The sequence below is a fragment of the Chitinophaga sp. CF418 genome (assembly GCF_900142925.1).
Classification (GTDB): domain Bacteria; phylum Bacteroidota; class Bacteroidia; order Chitinophagales; family Chitinophagaceae; genus Chitinophaga.
In genome coordinates, this window is sequence record NZ_FRCN01000005.1 from 112971 (window position 1) to 132409 (window position 19439).

Consider the following 19439-nt stretch of genomic DNA (forward strand, 5'->3'; position numbering starts at 1 on the left):
TGCACCCGCATTTAAAGACAATGAAAACCATTCAAAAAAAGGAAACCATATCCGGCAAAATATCTTTGCCGGCCTTTAATCCGGATCATGTACTGAATATGACAGACAACACGGGCATCATACAACATGCCCTGCGTAATATACCCAACAGGAAAGAAGGCTATTGTACGGACGATAATTCCCGGGCGCTGTTGTTAACCGTGCTGGCATGGAAACATGACAGTCACCCTGATGTGCTGAAGCTAATGTCTGTGTATCTGAGCTTCATTCATTATATGCAGATGGAGGACGGCTATTTTCACAATTTCATGCATTATAATAAGCAGATCGTGATAGACGGCGGCTCGGAAGATGCTTATGGCAGGACGATCATGGCCCTTGGTTATCTGACAGCCGATGGACCATCGCCGCTTACCATCAGAACAGCGGAAGATATTTTCCTGAAAGCGGCTCCTCATATGGACAAGCTGATCTCTCTCAGAGGCATTGCCAACAGCCTGATCGGGTTATGTATGTTTATCGGATCTCATCATCCGCTGGACGGACATCTGAACAGGGTTGGACTGCTGGCCGATAAACTGATACATGAATATCGCAGATATTCAGATAAGAAGTGGTGCTGGTTTGAGGAAGTGCTGACGTACGATAACGCCATGATACCACTGGCCCTGCTGCACGCCTATGAGCTCACCCGGCAGGACGAATACCTCCATACAGCGCTGGAGGCCGTTAGTTTCCTGGAATCAAAAGTATTTCGTGACGGTATATTATATCCTGTCGGTAATAATGGCTGGAGCAGTAAAGGTGGCAATACCGCTTTGTTTGACCAGCAACCGCTGGATGCCATGGCCATGGTGTTGTTTTATCAGCAGGCATTCCATATTACCGGAGATAAAAAATTCTTTGCCAGGGGAATACGATCCTGGCAATGGTTCATTGGAGAGAATGCATTACAGTTGCCGCTATATGATAAAGATACCGGTGGCTGCTCTGATGGTTTGCACCCCGACAGGGTAAATGAAAACCAGGGCGCTGAAAGCACCATCGCCTTCTGGATAGCTTATTTTGTCGTTTCTGAAATGTTAGACAGATAAATGAAAATAGCAATTCTCTCCCCCATCGTCTGGCGAACTCCTCCCCGTCAATACGGTCCATGGGAACAGGTGACCTCAGTACTTACCGAAGGTCTCGTTAAAAAAGGAATCGATGTAACACTTTTTGCCACGGGCGATTCTATCACCGGTGCAAAGCTGTCGTCTGTGTGTGATCATCCGCTGGGAGAAGACCCGGCTGATTTCAAGGTATGGGAATGCCTTCATATTTCAGCACTAATGGAGAGAGCCGGAGAATTTGACCTTATACACAATCATTATGATTTCCTGCCCCTCACCTATTCCCGGCTGATTCCCACACCGATGCTAACGACCATTCACGGCTTCTCTTCGCAGGACATTATACCGGTATACAAGAAGTACAATAATACCGGGCATTATGTCTCTATCAGCAACAGTGACCGGAGCAGGGAACTAAGGTATATCGCCACTGTATATAACGGCATTGATGAGTCACTATTCCCGTTCCGGGAAGTACCGGAAGAATACCTCCTGAGTTTTGGCCGGATACATCCTGAAAAAGGCACACACCTGGCAATAGAGATCGCCCGGAAACTGAACATGCAGTTGCTCATTTGCGGATTGATACAAGATGCACATTATTTTACGGAGAAAGTAGAACCTTTTGTCAATGGCGAAACTGTTATTTATAAAGGGAACGTGGGCCCTGCGGAACGTTGCCGGCTGCTGGGCAACGCTACTGCATTACTGCATCCTGTAATGTTCGAAGAACCATTTGGATTAAGCATAGCGGAATCGATGATGTGTGGTACGCCTGTTATTGCATTTAACAGGGGCGCCATGAAAGAACTGATACTGGAGGGAACGACCGGATTTCTTGTCAATACGGTAGAAGAAGCTGTAGCTGCCGCCGGGAACATACAGGACATCCGCCGGTATGACTGCCACCTGCACGCGATGGCTAATTTCAGCCAGGAGCAGATGGTAAGCCATTATATTGAGGTATACAGAAGGATTGTCAGTACGGCCTGACTACCCAACTTTTAATAAAGCTTTCAGTAATTTATCAAGCGGTACGCTGGCGAACGATGATGCATAATCCGACACTGCATAGGGAATAAAGACCAGCCCATCGTGGATCATTGCACCACAGGAATACACTACATTAGGCACATAACCATCCCGCTCATCTTCTTTAGGCATCAGCAAAGGATATTGCAACCGGCCCAGTTCCTTAGTAGGATCTTCCAGGTCAAAAAGAGCGGCTCCCAGGCAATATTTCCGCATAGGTCCCACGCCATGGGATATGATCAGCCATCCTTTTTCCGTGAGCAATGGTGAACCCGCATTGCCTATCTGCACAAACTCCCATGGATATTTAGGCTGCTGCAGCAGAATGGGTTCATTCCATTCATACAGATCTTCTGAGAACATGATATAGTTATTCACACCATCTATTCTGGACAGCATGGCATATTTTCCGTTGATCTTTTTTGGAAAGAGTGCGAGATTCTTATTCACTGCCCCCTTCCCATATAAGGGGGAAACCTCAAAATGCTGGAAGTCACAGGTTTTGATCAGCTTAGGCAGGATGAATGAACCGTCATAGGCAGTATAGGTAGCGTAGTAGGTGCAGGAGCCTTCTTCCTCCACAAATCTTACAAAACGGGCGTCTTCGATACCATTCTTTTCTGTGTAGGTTACCGGAAAGATGACACGTTCTGACAGACCTGTATAGTCCGGGAAATGCAGCTCATAGCTGGCGTCAACCAGTTCAAGCACATGTTGTTTCATGTTCTGCTGGTCGGACGGATCTTTAACACTCCTCAGCAGGGTGCGCAGCACGATGTCTATTTCCGAATAGGTGAACTCTCCTGTGAGCTGGTGTAATATACCAACATGGATATCTTCCGGCAGGCGTAGCTGTGACAGCTGCTGGGCAAAATGCTCTTTATCGTTCAGCTTTTCACCGGTCAGCTTGCCTTCTGTCAGGAACCTGGCCGGAGGCTCGAGATGGATATTACAATCTTTATCCAGCACCCCTTCCCGGAATTCGATAGAGGAAATATGACTTTCTCCTGTAGCCCTGAAACTGACTATTACCCTCTTTTCTCCGGGTTGCAGCCCGGACTGGTCCGGCGCTTCCACAACTGAAGGATTAAAAAGGGCGGCCGCTTCCAGGGAGTATTCCATGGTAAAATAAGCTCCCAGTAAATGTTGCCGTTCTTTGGTAACTGTCATTCCGGGGGGCACCAGGTTGCTGATCCTACCATAATGGTTCTCAAAGACCACATTGATATCTTTATACCTGCAGGCAAATTCCTTCTTTACGCTTCCCAATACTTCACATACGGCATCTTCCGACATATCGACAACATTGCTGATGATCTGGAGGGCACGTTCATTTCCCGAATTAAAAAAGCGTGGAATCACTCTCTTAAAATCGGGAGTAATCCTGATGTTTTTTCTCGTCATGCTTAACATATGCAACAATCTACTGGGTTAAGAAAAAGCTATCTGTTTATAAAGATAACTCTTTTAATGTTAAGGTTTTGTGGCACCACGTAGCAGCGTCACCGTTCGATTCGTGTGGCTGAATGAGTTGACTGCTGTTGGCATTGAGCTTTTAGCAAACAATATTTGAGCCAATGATAAAGTAAGGAATTCCCCCCAAGGGGGACACCTTTGGTAAAAAGCTGATAATCACAGCCAATTCAGCGCTGTTTATCCCAGCAGGCACATCTGCATAAAAAATTGCTTAACTTTAAAGAGTTGGGGACACGTTATGAAAGTCACTAAGTTTCTACTACGCCACTTTGTTACCAAAGGCGAAATATTCCATCTTGCCAGGGTGAAGATCTTCTCACGCGATGATATATCCCTGCATAACCACGACTATGCCGAGATATTCTGGATAGAGCATGGTAGCGGCACACACCTCATTAATGGGAAAAAAGTCCCCCTGAATGAGGGTGATCTTGTCATGATACGCCCGGAAGATCAACATACCTTTGCCTCTAACCGGCAGGGCATTACCATGATGAATCTGGCTTTCCCCCTGAAAACGGTGCAGTATTTCCGCAAAAGGTATTTTAACGGGACGGATGATTTCTTTTGGAAAAAAGGTCCTCTTCCCTATCAGGCAAGCCTTGACATCAACATACTGCGTAATGTGACCCATCAGGCGGAAAAGATCTGGAAACATCAGAGTTCTTCCATCCACCTGGACAGTTTCCTGTTATCGCTTTTCAGGTTGTTATTACCTAATGAGAATCAACCTGATAATCAGGATATTCCGGCCTGGCTGAATAATGCGGTTCAGCAGTTCCCGGTTCAGCCAGACCTGTTCCGCCTGGGCGCCCGCGGCTTTGCTTCCATCTGCGGCCGAAATATTGATCATGTCAACAGGACGGTCCGGAAAAGTTACAATAAAACCCTTTCTGCACTGGTGGCAGAATTACGTATGCAGTTCGCAGCCAGGCAATTAGCGATCACCAATGCCCCCATCAAGAGTATCTGCCATGACTGCGGATTTAACAACCTGGGCCACTTCTACAAGCAGTTCCAGACTATTTACCAGCAAACGCCTTCACAGTACCGCGATCAGCACCAGCGCCTGTCTTAGATCGTTATACCGTAAAAAATATATTTGTTAGCGCAATAGTATGAGCGCTTTATTAATTTCGCAGACTATAATTTAGCATCTGATGAGAAAATGCATCCTGGCTGCCGCAGCCATGATCAGCTACCTACCTATGAAAGCCCAGACAGCGGAGTTATCGAACAGTGTAAAACAGGAATTTGTAAAAGCCTGGGATACCTACAAACGATACGCATGGGGCCATGACGTCCTATTGCCGTTAACGAAACAGTATACAGACTGGTATGAAGAACCACTCCACATCTCTCCGATTGACGCATACAGTACTATGAAAGTGATGGGCCTTCAGAAACAGGCCAGGGAGATTGAGAAATACATTACAGACAGCTGCAGTTTTAATACGGATGTATATGTGAAGACCTTCGATATGAATAAACGTGTGTTGGGAGGATTGCTTGCCATGTATTCCTACACACACAATCCGAAGGTATTAGAGCAGACAAAAGATCTGGGCGACCGCTTGCTGCAGGCTTTCAAATCGCCTACAGGCATTCCCTACTATTGGGTGAATCTGAAGAGCGGTAAAACAAGAGGAGAAAAAGTCAACACCGCTGAAGCAGCGGCGTATACATTGGAAATGGGCATCCTGAGTTATTATACAAAGGATCCGAAATATTACCAGGCAGCAAAGAAAGCGACACTGGCAGTTTATGGAAGACGATCAGTAATCAACCTTGTAGGGAATGTGATCAATAACGAAACCGGTGAATGGCTGGAAACAGTCAGTTTCATCGGCGCCGGTGGAGATGTCTACTACGAATACCTGCTGAAGACCTGGTTGCTGTTTAAGGACCCTGAGATCAAAACTATGTGGGAACAAACCATTACGGCTGTTCACAGGTATGACGCAGAAGAAAATGATACAACGATCTGGTACAGGAAAACGGATATGTACTCAGGCGAAATGAAGAATAGCGCAGTGACCCTTTACGATGCATTCTTCCCTGCATTGCTATGCATTGATGATGATGCTGAAAGGGCTGTCAAACTTCAATCTACCTGGAATAACCTCTGGAAGAAGTATGGATTGGAACCGATGATCTATGATTATCGTAAGCAGATGCCTTCCTCTCCTTCGTACGAACTGAATCCGGAGATCATAGAATCTGCCTGGTATCTGTATGATTATACAAAAGATACCACCTACCTACAGATGGGAAAACAGTATTACAATGATATTTTGAAATATTGTAAAACGGTAAATGCCTTTTCATCAGTAGCAGATGTGCGGACAAAACAACAGCAGAACGGATTGCCGACGTATTTTTTTGCGGAAACGATGAAGTATTTCTATTTGTTGTTTACGCCGGATAGCGGTTTGAATACGGTGGAGTATGTATTTAACACCGAAGCGCATCCTTTCAGAATAGCGGATTTTAAAGCAGCTGAAATAGAGCGGCGGCTTGGCATTAATTTGTAAGTTAACCAGCGCTATATACAGGAAGAGAGGGTGTCCCGAAGTATCGAGGCACCTTCTCCTACTCTTTAACGGGCCAGTACCACGGTACCTCTCCTCAGTACATCTCCGCAGATCGTTTTTGCTTTAATCATGTATATATAGGAACCAGCCGGCTGCAACATACCCTTAAAGGTGCCGTCCCAGCAATCGCCAGGATAGTGCGTATTAAATACCAGGTTCCCTACCCGGTTATATACACTGAATTCGAATGTATTCGTCTCACCCCAGAACTTTAATCCGAAGCAATCGTTCCTGCCATCGCCGTTAGGTGTAAAGGCTGTGGGAATAGGAGACCGCGTAAATGCCAGTGCGATGTCTACGTTCACTGTGACCGTTTCCACCTGCGTGCAGCCATGTTCATCCATCACCGTCACTTCATAGGTAGCTGTTTTCAGCGGAGACACTATAGGATTTGGCACCATATTATTGGCCATGCCATTGGCAGGTTGCCAGTTGTAATAAACACCACCGGTGGCTTCCAGGACCACTTCAGGGTGTGCGCAGTCAATATCGCTTGATTTCGCAACAGCAGTAACCGGCAGGTCATACACCTTCACCGGTACCAGGAATGTGTCTGCTACTGCACAGGTATGTTGTTCCATATAGATCTTGAATGTGGAATCACAGGTAGGCGCCACGGCGATCAGCGAATTGGTTGTCAGCAGTGAATCAGTATCCGTATACCACTCATACACATCCGCACCTTTTGCCTGGATCTCAACCGACTGTCCGAGGCACACTACCGGTGTATCCGGCATCACTCTCATATCGGGTGCAGGATTTACCGTGATATTGATGGCAGATTTACTGGTACAACCATATATCGTAGTTGCAGTAACTGTATAGCTGGTAGTTGTAAGCGGCGTAGCAACAGGGTTTGGAATGATGCTGTTGTTCAACGAAGAATCAGGCCACCAGTTGTAAGTAGCAGGAATATCAGAAACGGCAGAAAGCTGCAGGCTGTTTCCCGCGCAGATAGCGGTATCATTTCTTTTGGTAAATATGGGAGAAGGATTGACATAAATGGTGAGCGTTGCTGAACCCGGGCAACCGGAAGCATCCACGCCACTTACCTTGTAAGTAGTTGTTACCATTGGTGTTGCCACCGGATCAGGAATGGTATCTGACGATAATCCTGTAGCAGGCGTCCATTGATAACTGATACAACCAGTAGCATTTAACTGGGCCGGTTTGCCGGCACAGAGCACCATATTTGATAAAGTATTGATATTGGCGGAGCAGGGCGCTTTGATACTGACAAGATAATCCTCTACTTCTCCGTCCGGAGCGAAACCTGCAGACGTTCTAAGCGCCTGCTGATCGGTTGATAAACGGAACCTGAATCCATACAGCGGTACCCTTCCGGCGATAAATCCAGCGGGCAGGGAGCTCCAGGTCAGGGTAGCAACTGTTGCATTGGGCGCTACTGTTGCCGTAGCAGATTCATTGACATCAAACATACCGTTGCGGTTATAGTCAAACCAACCGGTGAGATAGGCTGTTTTTCCTGTGGTGTTACTCAGCGGAACAGTAACATCATAAACGCCATTGCCATTGTAGTCACGGAAGGCAGTTACCGATTCCTCATCCCGTCCCTGCTGATTATCATCGGTCATACCAACAGCGTCTGCATCACCGGCTATGCTGCCCAGTTTCAGATTAGTCTCCCTTGTAGTAACAGGCAGTGGCGCCCGGTCATTACAGGGATTCTGTGTAGCGTATACCAATTGATGCGTAGCGTAACCATAGCTGACAGGCAGATCGCCTTCATCAACACCTGCGATAATGCCGAAAGCAACAGCACTGCTGCCATGTGTAGACCTTAAGAGGCGAACATCCACCGTCACAATTCCCGCCGCAGGCACGTCAGTAGCTACGATGGGGAGCTGTCCTACGTTCGGGGTTCCGGCATATGTATCGGAGATATTGATCGTTTGTGTACCGCATCCGGAAGCAGGGTTATTTACCTGTGATGAATTCCTGAAAAATTCCAGGGTCCGCCAGTTACCTGCGGAAGTAGTCATGGTCAATGTCTCTAATGAATTACTCCCCTCCGCATCACTGGCCACCAGGGTAAACGCAATTGGTTTTCCCCGGCGGGTAGCCCTTAAGGTGATAGTAAACCTGCTGTTGTTGAAGGTGTTTGAAACCAGGATCGCCGGTTTGATAGCGGGATCGGAGAAATTATACAGGTTTTTCAGGATAGCGCCATTCCAGGTTTCCATGATACCGGGCGCCATGGGCGTTCCCGCTACACTGGAGAAAGTGGCGGTAACGGTAAGACCATCAGCGGTCATAAACGTTTTGGTTGCTCCGTCTTCAATCTTCATATCCGCCCAGTCCATCCACCACGTAAAGTTTCTCAATGATCCTGTTCCATTGTCAGCCAATTGCGCAAATGACTGAGTATGAAACCATAACAGGAATAAGGATAGTAGTAAAAATTTTGGCATTAGATTATATAATTATAGGGATCGGTTTTCAGGTATAGATATGCGTTTACGGCTAACTATTTCATTTTCATCACCTACGGCCAAAACAAGCTACCACAGAGGCTTTCAAGTGTTCTCTTCTGTAAAATACATTAAAATAGTAAATAAAATAATAATTTAAAATGAGTAGTACGCCCATATTCATATATTAAAAAATGTATATTTGCAGTTAGTTTACATCAGACTGGGACAAAGTATTGACTGCGAATAGTTTATTAACTGCATCATAAACCTCTTACCTATACACACTACAACCCTATACATATGAAAAGAAGAATTATCTGGGGCGTGCTGCTCCTCCTTACATTCCTGATCTGGTATACCTGGATGCCGGCGGGTCTATACCTGTCCATGCCGGTACTTCTGGCTATTATCGGGGGTATTTTATGCTTCATCTTTATGGCGCAGACATTTGCAGATTTCACAGACATGGATGAGATCACACAGTGGGACAGATATCCCAAACAGTGGTATCACAATATGACATTTGTATGTATCCCTGTTGCCATCGTGCTCATTATCGTATTCGCAATGCATTATGGTAAGCTGGAGAATGAGGAACTGAAACAGTTTGGGGAAAGAGTACCTGCCACGATCGTGGATGGTTATTACAGGAAAAGCTCCAAAAGCAGTACTTACAAACTGACGATATCCTATTATACCAAAGCGGGAAAACAAGTACGCACACAGAAGGATGTAGACAGCGATCAATATGAGAAGGCCAGCAAAGGCCAGCAAGTTGAAGTGATCTATTCTACTAAACATCCCTCTCTTGTGAAGATATTACTGGGAGATGAAATGGTGGAAGAATTCACTGGCATCAAGAGCAGGAATCTGACCATTAAAGACATGTCCCGGATACTGGAAATGCCTGGCGACAGCATTCTGCCGGCATTGAACAAGATCAGCTATCGCTGGACAATGGCTGATGATGATAGTTCCACTTATATGAACGAGAGCAAAAAGGTCTTTTTCAGTGCTGAGCCGCGTGTGCGCGTTACTTATGTTGCTATGCGTGAAGGCTTTATGAGCATGCTGGAAGACATCCGTAATTCCGGTTTCAAAAAGGAAGCCACTGACACTACTGCTCACGACAATCAGACAGGTAGCTTATCCATATATACTAAAGGTGATCTGAAACTAGTGGTACACACAAAAGAACTGGAACGTGAAGTAGATCAGACTGACAACTCGTCTATCGTTGCAGCTGCAGCTGGACTTAACAAGGAAACGGCGTTAGTGGTAACAATGTTCAGGAATTAAGCGATTTTTATAACACAAAAAAGGCGTCCGGTTTTACCAGACGCCTTTTTTTGTTATTGAACATTCTTGAAGAAGGTGGGAGAATTGCCATATAAAGGCGTTTTTCCGTCCCATTTTTCGATGAACTGCTGCTGGATGAGTAAAGGAGTCAAAGACTGCTGACGGAGCTGATTTGCCTTCGCTTCTGCCTCTGCCTGTATGATCAGTTTTTTGGCGTTGGCTTCTGTTACCCGCAGCTCATTTTCCACCTGCATCGCCTGTTGTACTGCCCTGTTTTTGGCATCAATGGCCTGTGTGATCGTTTCAGGATATTGAATACCGCTTGTCATCTGTTCCAGGTCGAAGCCTTCTTTCAGCAGAGACTCCGTCAGTTGCTTCTGTACAGAATTCTCAAAGGTCTCCCGGCTGCTGATCATACTATCTGTTGTATATTTATTGAACTGGATACGGAAGGCATCCCGCACGTAGTTATATAAAGTTGCTTTTGTGATTTCCTCAATCCCTTTACGATATTTCTTAAAGATATCAGGACTTTTACCAGGAATAACACGGAATGTAATGGTCGGATCTACTGTAAACACCGATCCGTCCTTTGCATTCACGGTAAACGGATTGTAGTCAGCAGTCTGTACGAAGATCGGGAACTCATATACTGATTCCGTCAGTGGATTGAACCATACCCGGCCTGTTACAAGGGAAATGTCCTGCACGCCCTTATCACTGCCGTACTGCTTTACCCTGATACCTTCATGCCCGGCATCGATCCGGGTACAGCAAAGCATACAGAATATGGGGATTATCACTACAACAATGATCATCAGAATAATAGGTCGCTTCATAATTTAAGTTTGGATTTTAATAGCTTGTATAATGCGTAGTGTAGTATTATCGTTACGAAAATGCAGACAATGCCGGCGAATACTGCTAGATCACTCGGCGCAGATAATAATCCGGCTATCCATGTCCAGATATAGATATCCAGTATAATAACTGCTGGCAGGGATAAATAAATGAGATTCATATTCAGGCTGAATTAAATACGAATGTAAGGAATACAGGGAGAAAAATTTGGCTATTTTTTTAAAGGTTGTTAAATTGGTTTACGCTCTTTGAGAGATCCTTCGGGATGTAGCGCAGCCCGGTAGCGCGCTTCGTTCGGGACGAAGAGGCCGCAAGTTCGAATCTTGTCATCCCGACTAATCACACTTCAATTCGATTCAAAGCCTGCAAATATCCAGTATTGGCGGGCTTTTTCCTTTTTAAGCCTAGCAAATTATATCAATTCATACCATTCTATTCGTGAGTAAATCCGTGAGTAAATTTTTTATCGGATATTACTCACGGAAACCGTTGTAACTATTTGGCATTCAAAAAGTAATATCATTTTTTCTGGTGCCTTTTGATGCCGTTTGCGTGATGATTTCGCCGCTTTGCGGTGAGTGGATAGTGGGAGTGATAATAAACGGCATTAACAACCTAAAAATTGAATTGTTTATTGGGCGCATCTGGATATTCTTGCTGAAGTTTATTCAATGCAGCGAGGTACCTGTCATTAACCTATCTTTACTCCTATGATGATCGTCTTTGGCATAAAAAGTTTTAGAATTCGTAGTTTTTCTTTGGAAGATCTCGGTATCGTGTATAACGAGGAACCGGACATTCGCATTGAGGTACGACAAACGTATTTTCATCTTTTATATATCCCCTGTTTTGGTCTGGGTAAGACGTGGGCAGTTCGTAAAAATAATAAGCTATACGAAATGTCTTTAGCGCTACAACTGCTGTGGATGAATCTGCTGCTGCGAAGGCAGTAAAAACTCCTTTTTACACGTATGCAGGACCATTGTTGGCTATTTTGTCGGCGGCTAAACTTTAATTACTATCAACGCTAATAAAAATTATTTAGGTAAATCTTGAGGCTAAACTATCGTATAGTATATGCACTAAAGTCAATTAAATCAAGTAGAAAAGCAATTCGAAGATAAAAAATCTTTGCCAACTCCAACGTTAATACAGGTTAACATCCAAAAGCAGTGGATGTTCAAAACAATGTCTTTACCGTTCCATCAGGTGTAATCTTTCTAACCGCTGAATTACCCCAATCTGAAACATAGATGTTGTTTGATGAATCAAGCGTTTCACTGTTTATTAGATGGAACGACGCAATACTTGCTGGCCCATCAGCACGTTTGCACTGTCGTCAAAGGATTGCTTATTTTTATTTTTCTAACCACTGATGTTCTGTCAAATAGGTAACACTTTCTTCCACAGTTTCTAAAAGTGTATGTCTTGGCCAATATTCAATCAAACGTTTTCCTTTCTCGATGCTGAAATGACCGCTACGGGCAATATGTAAATAGGTTTTTTCAATATGGGTTTTGTCTTTCGTATAGTCACACCATTCGTTCCAGGAAAGAAACTTTATTTTTTCCTCCTTACCAAAATATTGGTACATCGCCTGCGCATATCCCAATAACGTAATAGATTCTGATCCTACCGCATGAAAACTCTCGCCTAAGGCTAAATTCCGATGTGTAATGGCATTGAAGAAAACTTGCGCCACATCGTCTGCATGTACATGGTGCAAAGTTTCCATGCCGAAGTTAGGAAGGGCAATTTCTTCACCCTTCTGAATTTGTTTAAATATGTTGATATCCTGATTGCCGACAGGATTGATAATGAACCATCCTGGACCTGAAATCTGTCCTGGCATGATAACCGTTTCGGGAAAGCCTTGCTGCCTGTAAAGGTTATGGAGGTACTCCTCACTTTTCGCTTTCTGTATCCCATATTCGTCTAACGGAAACTTAGGCTGGTCTTCAACAACCGGTATCGTAGTTGCCTTCCCATGCGCCCAAATGGAGGAACAGTAAACATAGTGGGAAAGATTTGTGTTTTTCAAAGCCGCGGCTATGCTTTTTGTGCTTTCAAGCGTAAAGTTGATCAGATCAACAACTATATCTGCATTTAATGCAGCAATTTTACTTTCAAATTCTTTAACCGGTTCTTTATCACGGTCAAGAATCAGGTGCTCAACTTCCCTCCAGGAAACATCATCGGTGTAGGGTTTGCTTTGTCCACGGGTAATATTAATTACCTTATGTCCTGCTCTTACCAATTTAGGAAGGAGATAGCTTCCGATATGACCGCTCCCACCAATTACAACAGTTTTCAGCATGGTTTTTTCCTTGTTTTTTGAAGGTTCCAAAATTTTATTCAAGCGTGGCATGATGAGTTATGCCATCTCTGTCAACATGTGGTACTTGTCGTTTGTCAGTTGCTGATTACGGGTGATTTATGTAGCCACTTTCTGTTATCCACCAGTTGCAATAAAAAGTCAGCTAAGTCGGCTCTTGACAGCGAAAACAAACTTACCGTACCGTCCCCCGTATAACCTGCGTTTATTTTTCCGTTTGCAGGTTTGTCGCTTAACATTGGAAGTCGGACGATTGTCCAATCCAAACCACTTTCAGCAATATATTTACCTGTCAAAACGATGTTATTATAACTGTCTTTTATTAGCATCTTTACCATAAAGATACCAAACGAAAATCCGATTTGAAATTTGTCGTTGCTGTCTTTAAAAGCTGGTGTCGCTGTAGCTATCAAGCGTTTTACGTCGTTCTTTTGCATTGCATCGACAATGTTTTTAATTCCGTTTGCAATGGCAAGCTCTTTTGTTTTTTGAGTAGGTCCTAATACACTAATCACTGCGTCAGCATTTTTTATTGCTTCTTCAATCTTCCCGTATTCTTCGAGTTCGCCTTTTACAATTTTAAGGTTGTTGTGTTGAATGGAAATTTTGGTTGGAGTTCTTGCAAAGACGGTAACTGTATGCCTACTTTTTAACGCTTTTTCTATAAGCAAAAGCCCTGTTTTCCCTGTTCCACCAAAGATTGTAATATTCATATTTCCTTTTGTTTTCAGTGTATATTTGAATTAAAGTGATGTGAAACGGCCATAAGCCACAAATGCAGCTAATAATAATAGGACAATATTGAAGACTACCGCTTTGCTTTCTTTGTGATTTAAATGATGAAATGCAGCCAAAAGCATTATTATACAAAGACCAGCAGCTGCAATAGGAGTAAGTATCGGCAAAATATCTGATGCCCATGGTAAAGTTAATCCAATAGCTCCCAATAGTTCGCAAAGTCCGATAAACCTAAGGGTAGGAATCGGGAATCTTTCTACCCAATTCAATCCTGACTTCATTAGTTTGTCAATAGGTTGTGTTGATTTCATAACACCTGCCATTCCAAACATTACAGCAAGTATTCCCTGTGCAATCCAAAGTACTGTATTCAACTCATTTTCATTTCCAGCAAAGTTAATTACATTTGCTTACCAAATGTAAGCAGTTACCTAAAGGTAAGCAGTAACAAAATGAAGAAAGCAGATCACACCGAATGTTTATCGGCAATGCTCCCAGTCAGAGATGCCTTAGATGTAATAAGTGGAAAGTGGAAACTGATGATACTGATTTCAATATCATCAGGGAATCATCGATTTAGGGAGATAGAAAGAAGTATACCTAAGATAAATTCAAAAGTGCTTGCTAAAGAGTTGAAAGATCTGGAAGAACATACACTGATTAAAAGAACCGTATACGACGAGTCGCCTGTGATTGTTGAATATATCACAACCCCTTATGCTGCCTCTCTAGGGAAAGTCATAAAAGAATTGAGAGATTGGGGCGTTAATCACCGGAAAAAAATTATTGGGAAATAAGGGCTATGCACCGAGCCCTTATGTTCATGTTAACCTACGACAAACACAAACGCATTTCAATACTGGAGTCTGTAATTGATGTGTAGTAACCATACCGGAATGTAGGAGTAAATCTCTCTTCCTGTGAGTAATACCAACTTCCGCCACGTGTCCAGATACAAGCAATAGGAGAATGAAAAATTTCATATTTAATTTTTCCATTGTAGTCACTATATTTAGCGCTGGCATTTTTAAGATCTTCAAAACAATCAAGTGAAATGGCCTTCAAGTCTTTGGATTTGTTAGCGCCAGGTTATCTATTATTTGTCGTCAGTATGCCAATTCCATTTCGGAACTTCCCTTAACGGGTGCAATTCTAAGTCTGAATTAGCGTTTGAGTTTTGTTTTGCGACATGTGAGCCAAAGTCAACATGGGATTTAAGTGCGTCACGAAATGGTTTGTCTGCGGGAAGTCCTGCTTTATCAGCAGCATCCATGTATAAATCTACAAAACGTTGCCGTTGTTCCTCTGTAATTTTGAATCCCCTGTGTACATCTATCAAATGCATGAATCCTCCCATTTCTTTTGTAAATCTGTCTGGTCCGCCGAATGTTTCAGCAGTGAAAGCTGTAAATTTTTCTATATGCCCCGGTTGCTCTTCATGTCCAAATAATGGTTGCAAGATTGGATCTGCAAGACATGAGAGGTAGAATATTTCAACGTGTTTATATATTGCATTCCAACCACCTGCGTGTTCGTAAAGTGTTTCATTGTTTTTTCGTTCATTGCTCATAATAGAAATTGTCTGTTTTATAGGTTGTAACTTTGTTAACTGTCAAACTGCTTGCGGCCAACGGGTCCCTCTCATCATAAATCTGTCCTCAACTGTGAATAAGAACATGCTTTAGTAAAAAATTTCAATTTTGTTCGTTGGTGCCAGTATGTTAAAAACCGTCTTGTCTTGAAGAAATCCAACTACTATATTTTCTCTTATAGAAATCTCTTGTTTCGCTGTTTTTTAATATGAAATCAATACCGCCGTCGTAAGGTGCAATCATCAGTTCTTTTTCTATTGAAATGAAAAATGTACGTAGGTTATCATATGCAATTTCTCTGAGTATATTGTCAAATTTTTTCGGCACCCAAATTTGCACGCTAAACATCGGGTGGTAAAACGCACCTGGGTCATATTCACCCGGGCTTAATTTATTAAGATCCATTTTTGTAAGCGAAATAAAAGGCATTTGCGCAAGAGAACCAACTTCTGCCAGGGGATGTAATTCTGTATAGCCTTCCATCGTATACTCACCGGTAACCAAAAGAAAATTTGAGTTTTCGCCTAAAAGGTCGGTAATTATTTGATTTTGTCTATGAAGCAGAATGCTCCATTCCCCGTCATTGTCCGCATATCGCTTCGACTCTGGCAAACTATGAATCCTAAACCACCTGTCGGAATAGTCATGTTTGAAATAATGTGATATCGGTACAGTTTCCGGGTAATTGGAAATCCAAAACATTTTAAATTCTTCCGCTGTCATCTATTATAATTAAATATCCTCCTTTCGACTTCAATATATCAACCACGATAATACGTTAATTCCTTTTTTCAATAAAGAATTACTGCCAAAACTATCATGCCGGCTTATACTAAATCATATGTTATATTTCAACTCCGATATGTATAAACCATTGAAAGTCTATCAAATCGATTATTAATAGGTTCGACAATCGTCCAGCCATCCCGACCAAAATTTACGAGGGCCTTCAAATCTAACGACTTGAAGGCCCTTTTGGGTTCGAAGTTTTCTTGAAAATTCTCATGAATGAATTGCGGCGGGCTATCCATTCTAACGAAACTCATTATTCATTTGAACTGTCGTTAATTGTCAGGTGAGTTATCTGCGAAGCGTTACAGCCAAATTGCTTTTTAAAGGCAGCGGAGAAATGGGCCAGGTTCTCAAATCCCGCATCGATATATACATCAACAGGTTTTTGCTTTTGAATCACGATCAGATAGTGTGCTCTCTCCAACCGTTTTTTTATCAGCCAACGCCCGGGCGTGGTGTGAAAAATGTTTTTGAAATCCTTTTTGAATGTGGTCAGGCTGCGTCCCGTCAGGTAACTGAATTTTTCCAACGACAGATTAAACATGAAATTCCGTTCCATAAACTCCGCCAGGTCTACTTTTCCAGGCTCATGTAATGCAGCTAGTATACGCCTGATGCGCGGATCGAAGTTATCTAGCAAAGTAAGGCATTCGTTAATCTTGATCTCCGCCAGGTCAGGCAGCAATTCGTCCTGTAAATTGAAATAAGGCATCAGCGATTGGAAGAAACTCTCCAATAGGGGATGCCGGTTCACTTCCATGTGACCAACCCATTTCCCATCAGCCTGGTTGAACGGCCGTGATCGATAAAACCTTTGCAACGTTTCCATAGGAAACAAAAGAGATACAGAACGGAAAGGTTCATCATTAGCAGGCATCTTTAACAAGCGCCCTAATTCGTTGTTTGGGATAATCACGACGGCACCTGGCCCAAAACGAAAGGACCTATCTGCATAGGTAATTTCCAGCGTTCCTGCAAAAATGTAAACCAATGCATGCTGATCCAGTACCAGTTCCCTGCTGTAATGTTTCTCGTGTTTACAGGAAACGAAGACCCGTCCTTTTGTTGTCCCTCCTCCTGGTTGCTGCTTGTCCATGAATATTGTTTAATCAGGCAAAATTATACTAATCCCAGATCAACCAGGCTTTGGGCGGTAGCCAAAACGGCATCCTTATTACTCCGGGGCTGCCACCCAAGCAATTGGCTGGCCTTCTCATGGCTCGCTTCCTTAACTATTCCCAAATGTGGAACAACCAGCTTAACCTTTGGATTGAACAGGGCAATGAGGCGGATCAGCCAGCCCAGCAATTCCTTTTTTGGTACTTTGGCTGCCTGGACTCCCAGGCCTGCACGCATAATACCCGCAATATCCAACATTGAAATGGCTTTGCCTGATGTAGCCAGGAAACGTTGTCCATTTGCTGCAAGTTGTATCATTGCCCTGAGGTGCAGGTCAGCAACGTCGCGCACATCCACATAAGGAAACCGGATGTTGGGTAGCCCTTTGATGGTTCCCTTCAGCATTCCGTGTATCATTTGTATGGAGTGCGAATAATCCGCTCCCAATACCGGCCCGAGCACTGCCACCGGGTTAACGACAGCAAGTTCAAGCCCTTTGCCTTCACCAGCAATATACTCCCACGCTGCTTTCTCCGACAAGGTCTTTGATTTCTGGTAAGCCGGCAAATCCTGGGTCAGGTCAGACCAATCTTCTTCAGTATAAGGTGATTTTTTATTGGTGCCAATACCTATTGCACCAAAGGCAGAAGTAAGCACCACACGTTTCACACCGGCTGCTTTTGCTGCACGCAGTACGAACAATACCCCGTTTACTGCAGGTATAATAAATTCATCTTCATGTTTAGCTGCCGGGTTAGGTGTAGGTGAGGCCGGATGGATGATATAGGAACAACCCTCTGCTGCTTCTTTCCATCCTCTTTCATGCGACAGATCCGCCTGAACAAAAGATAGATTATCAAAATCCTGAATGCCACCAACAGACAACATTTGTTTTACATCAGCTACCCGGTTTAGCGACCGCAGGCTGGCCTTGACTTTATACCCTTTGCTCAGTAAAGCGATGATGCAATAACTGGCAATAAAACCGGAGCCACCAGTTACCAGCACGGTTTCCGAAACTTTTAAATTTTCCATAAATTCTTTTAAACAAAATTACCACGAGGAAGCCCGATGTGCTTTGTTGTAAAGTCTTTTTTACTTTGCTAAAAAGTCGCGTATTAACAATAACGATTATTGAGAAAACTATTCAAATTCCAGATTTCCATGAAAAAAAATGAGCTACAAGAACACGCTTAATAATATCAAATTCATGGAATAGCCTGTTCGATGTGCTTGCTATTCTTAAAGAAAGTTTTGTAAATGGTGGTTATCCCGTAAAGGCATGGTAATATCATTTGACGTCAATGATCAAAGGCATGTAAGCTGTTCCATGCTCCTGCAGTATATCGATCTTTTTTCTTAAAGAATTATGATCGTGACGAAATATTATATGGATTAACGTTGCCAACGGGTCTCGAAGAATAAACTGTTTACGAGAGGCCGAATTCATAACATAGGATTTTTCGAAAGCGGCAAATGGCATCATTTTATGTCATTTGACAGGGGTTGATTTTTACGATTCATCTCTGGCTGGGTTTACGAAATGGCCACTACAAAGGATCGAGTCCCGACTTCATCGAATGATACTTCGTTTATGCATTTAATAAAATCAAGGTTTTTTAGCTACATGGACAGTGCAATCGCTCTAAGGCAATGACATCATTCCTTTTGAATAATTTTTTTGCGGTGGTTCACTCCCCAATCCTTTAAGGAATAGATGATGGGCGTTAATGTATCTGCATAGACTTCTAATTTGTACGAGATCCTAACTGGGTAACCATCTGTAATTATTCTCTTCACCAGTTTGTGTTGTTCCAGTTCTTTAAGTTCTTTAGCCAAAACTTTTGGGGTTATTCCGGGAATACTGTCTTGTATATCAGTAAACCTCGCATTACCAACTCCCACAGAAATGATAATAGGTAATTTCCATTTACCGCTTATCACATCCAGTGCATCTCGCACAGGCTTTATCGTTTCAAGGCAATCACAATATGCATTCTTTGTAGCCATAGCTCTTCATTTTAAAATTTTTCACTTTCCTTCGGGAAAGTGCT

17 protein-coding genes and 1 tRNA gene are annotated in these 19439 nt (G+C 43.2%); 7 read left to right on the forward strand and 11 right to left on the reverse strand.

The annotated features are described in order from the left end of the window. The first annotated feature begins 20 nt into the window (after nt 1-20). Together F3I09_RS12755 and F3I09_RS12760 are read left to right on the forward strand one after the other, a co-directional pair. Nucleotides 21-1094, forward strand: a complete 1074-nt coding sequence (locus tag F3I09_RS12755; RefSeq protein WP_223233223.1) for a glycosyltransferase — start codon at nt 21-23, stop codon at nt 1092-1094. Next, nucleotides 1095-2105 carry a glycosyltransferase family 4 protein gene (locus F3I09_RS12760; protein WP_149695418.1) on the forward strand — a complete coding sequence of 337 codons (1011 nt, stop codon included), beginning with the start codon at nt 1095-1097 and terminating at the stop codon, nt 2103-2105. On the opposite strand, the gene F3I09_RS12765 is transcribed toward F3I09_RS12760, so the two are convergent. Further along, nucleotides 2106-3548 carry a glycoside hydrolase family 130 protein gene (locus F3I09_RS12765; protein ID WP_149695419.1) on the reverse strand — a complete coding sequence of 481 codons (1443 nt, stop codon included), beginning with the start codon at nt 3546-3548 and terminating at the stop codon, nt 2106-2108. It lies immediately after the preceding gene. A gap of 310 nt (nt 3549-3858) precedes the next feature. Between F3I09_RS12765 and F3I09_RS12770 the strand changes: the two genes are divergently transcribed. Together F3I09_RS12770 and F3I09_RS12775 are read left to right on the forward strand one after the other, a co-directional pair. Next, nucleotides 3859-4698, forward strand: coding sequence for an AraC family transcriptional regulator (locus F3I09_RS12770; protein ID WP_149695420.1), 840 nt, complete (start codon nt 3859-3861; stop codon nt 4696-4698). A gap of 82 nt (nt 4699-4780) precedes the next feature. Then, entirely contained in the window at nt 4781-6154 is a 1374-nt protein-coding gene (locus F3I09_RS12775) for a glycoside hydrolase family 47 protein (protein WP_149695421.1), read from the forward strand. A gap of 65 nt (nt 6155-6219) precedes the next feature. Here F3I09_RS12775 and F3I09_RS12780 read toward each other — a convergent pair whose 3' ends face one another. After that, a complete protein-coding gene (locus F3I09_RS12780) occupies nt 6220-8646 on the reverse strand; it encodes a CshA/CshB family fibrillar adhesin-related protein (protein ID WP_149695422.1) in 2427 nt (808 codons plus the stop codon). A 303-nt stretch (nt 8647-8949) separates the two neighbouring features. Between F3I09_RS12780 and F3I09_RS12785 the strand changes: the two genes are divergently transcribed. Beyond that, the gene (locus tag F3I09_RS12785; RefSeq protein WP_149695423.1) at nt 8950-9948 is read left to right on the forward strand and encodes a DUF3592 domain-containing protein; all 999 of its coding nucleotides are present in this window, start codon (nt 8950-8952) and stop codon (nt 9946-9948) included. 53 nt (nt 9949-10001) lie between these two features. On the opposite strand, the gene F3I09_RS12790 is transcribed toward F3I09_RS12785, so the two are convergent. Next, nucleotides 10002-10787: a prohibitin family protein gene (locus F3I09_RS12790; protein ID WP_149695424.1), complete on the reverse strand. Its 786-nt coding sequence runs from the start codon at nt 10785-10787 to the stop codon at nt 10002-10004. Nucleotides 10788-11070: 283 nt separating this feature from the next. On the opposite strand from F3I09_RS12790, the gene F3I09_RS12795 reads away from it, so the two are divergent. Next, nucleotides 11071-11144: transfer RNA gene (locus tag F3I09_RS12795), tRNA-Pro, on the forward strand. A 1022-nt stretch (nt 11145-12166) separates the two neighbouring features. Here F3I09_RS12795 and F3I09_RS12800 read toward each other — a convergent pair. The 3 genes from F3I09_RS12800 to F3I09_RS12810 are packed head-to-tail and all read right to left on the reverse strand — an operon-like array spanning nt 12167 to nt 14256. Next, complete coding sequence (locus tag F3I09_RS12800) at nt 12167-13177, reverse strand: NAD(P)-dependent oxidoreductase (RefSeq protein WP_223233224.1); 1011 nt, start codon at nt 13175-13177, stop codon at nt 12167-12169. A 44-nt stretch (nt 13178-13221) separates the two neighbouring features. Next, nucleotides 13222-13857, reverse strand: coding sequence for an NAD(P)-dependent oxidoreductase (locus F3I09_RS12805; protein ID WP_149695425.1), 636 nt, complete (start codon nt 13855-13857; stop codon nt 13222-13224). A 30-nt stretch (nt 13858-13887) separates the two neighbouring features. Beyond that, nucleotides 13888-14256 carry a DoxX family protein gene (locus F3I09_RS12810; protein WP_149695426.1) on the reverse strand — a complete coding sequence of 123 codons (369 nt, stop codon included), beginning with the start codon at nt 14254-14256 and terminating at the stop codon, nt 13888-13890. 78 nt (nt 14257-14334) lie between these two features. Between F3I09_RS12810 and F3I09_RS12815 the strand changes: the two genes are divergently transcribed. Further along, nucleotides 14335-14679, forward strand: a complete 345-nt coding sequence (locus tag F3I09_RS12815; protein ID WP_149695427.1) for a helix-turn-helix domain-containing protein — start codon at nt 14335-14337, stop codon at nt 14677-14679. 299 nt (nt 14680-14978) lie between these two features. Here F3I09_RS12815 and F3I09_RS12820 read toward each other — a convergent pair whose 3' ends face one another. The 5 genes from F3I09_RS12820 to F3I09_RS12840 all read right to left on the reverse strand — a co-directional run bounded on the left by F3I09_RS12820 (nt 14979) and on the right by F3I09_RS12840 (nt 19395). Beyond that, complete coding sequence (locus F3I09_RS12820) at nt 14979-15452, reverse strand: group II truncated hemoglobin (protein ID WP_149695428.1); 474 nt, start codon at nt 15450-15452, stop codon at nt 14979-14981. Between the two features lie 151 nt (nt 15453-15603). Further along, nucleotides 15604-16197, reverse strand: a complete 594-nt coding sequence (locus F3I09_RS12825; RefSeq protein WP_149695429.1) for a hypothetical protein — start codon at nt 16195-16197, stop codon at nt 15604-15606. Between the two features lie 322 nt (nt 16198-16519). Beyond that, on the reverse strand, nt 16520-17362 hold the full coding sequence (locus tag F3I09_RS12830; RefSeq protein ID WP_149695430.1) for an AraC family transcriptional regulator: 843 nt from the start codon (nt 17360-17362) through the stop codon (nt 16520-16522). A gap of 23 nt (nt 17363-17385) precedes the next feature. Beyond that, complete coding sequence (locus F3I09_RS12835; protein ID WP_149695431.1) at nt 17386-18420, reverse strand: NAD-dependent epimerase/dehydratase family protein; 1035 nt, start codon at nt 18418-18420, stop codon at nt 17386-17388. Between the two features lie 624 nt (nt 18421-19044). After that, nucleotides 19045-19395, reverse strand: coding sequence for a helix-turn-helix domain-containing protein (locus tag F3I09_RS12840; protein ID WP_149695432.1), 351 nt, complete (start codon nt 19393-19395; stop codon nt 19045-19047). Nucleotides 19396-19439 lie beyond the last annotated feature (44 nt).

Bases quoted from the DNA above. Each gene is read 5' to 3' on its own strand.
- F3I09_RS12825 (WP_149695429.1), bottom strand. From the start codon at position 16,197: ATGACAGCGGAAGAATTTAAAATGTTTTGGATTTCCAATTACCCGGAA.
- F3I09_RS12800 (WP_223233224.1), bottom strand. From the start codon at position 13,177: ATGCCACGCTTGAATAAAATTTTGGAACCTTCAAAAAACAAGGAAAAA.
- F3I09_RS12815 (WP_149695427.1), top strand. From the start codon at position 14,335: ATGAAGAAAGCAGATCACACCGAATGTTTATCGGCAATGCTCCCAGTC.
- F3I09_RS12775 (WP_149695421.1), top strand. From the start codon at position 4,781: ATGAGAAAATGCATCCTGGCTGCCGCAGCCATGATCAGCTACCTACCT.
- F3I09_RS12790 (WP_149695424.1), bottom strand. From the start codon at position 10,787: ATGAAGCGACCTATTATTCTGATGATCATTGTTGTAGTGATAATCCCC.
- F3I09_RS12755 (WP_223233223.1), top strand. From the start codon at position 21: ATGAAAACCATTCAAAAAAAGGAAACCATATCCGGCAAAATATCTTTG.
- F3I09_RS12835 (WP_149695431.1), bottom strand. From the start codon at position 18,420: ATGGAAAATTTAAAAGTTTCGGAAACCGTGCTGGTAACTGGTGGCTCC.
- F3I09_RS12830 (WP_149695430.1), bottom strand. From the start codon at position 17,362: ATGGACAAGCAGCAACCAGGAGGAGGGACAACAAAAGGACGGGTCTTC.
- F3I09_RS12765 (WP_149695419.1), bottom strand. From the start codon at position 3,548: ATGACGAGAAAAAACATCAGGATTACTCCCGATTTTAAGAGAGTGATT.
- F3I09_RS12780 (WP_149695422.1), bottom strand. From the start codon at position 8,646: ATGCCAAAATTTTTACTACTATCCTTATTCCTGTTATGGTTTCATACT.
- F3I09_RS12805 (WP_149695425.1), bottom strand. From the start codon at position 13,857: ATGAATATTACAATCTTTGGTGGAACAGGGAAAACAGGGCTTTTGCTT.
- F3I09_RS12820 (WP_149695428.1), bottom strand. From the start codon at position 15,452: ATGAGCAATGAACGAAAAAACAATGAAACACTTTACGAACACGCAGGT.
- F3I09_RS12770 (WP_149695420.1), top strand. From the start codon at position 3,859: ATGAAAGTCACTAAGTTTCTACTACGCCACTTTGTTACCAAAGGCGAA.
- F3I09_RS12840 (WP_149695432.1), bottom strand. From the start codon at position 19,395: ATGGCTACAAAGAATGCATATTGTGATTGCCTTGAAACGATAAAGCCT.
- F3I09_RS12760 (WP_149695418.1), top strand. From the start codon at position 1,095: ATGAAAATAGCAATTCTCTCCCCCATCGTCTGGCGAACTCCTCCCCGT.
- F3I09_RS12785 (WP_149695423.1), top strand. From the start codon at position 8,950: ATGAAAAGAAGAATTATCTGGGGCGTGCTGCTCCTCCTTACATTCCTG.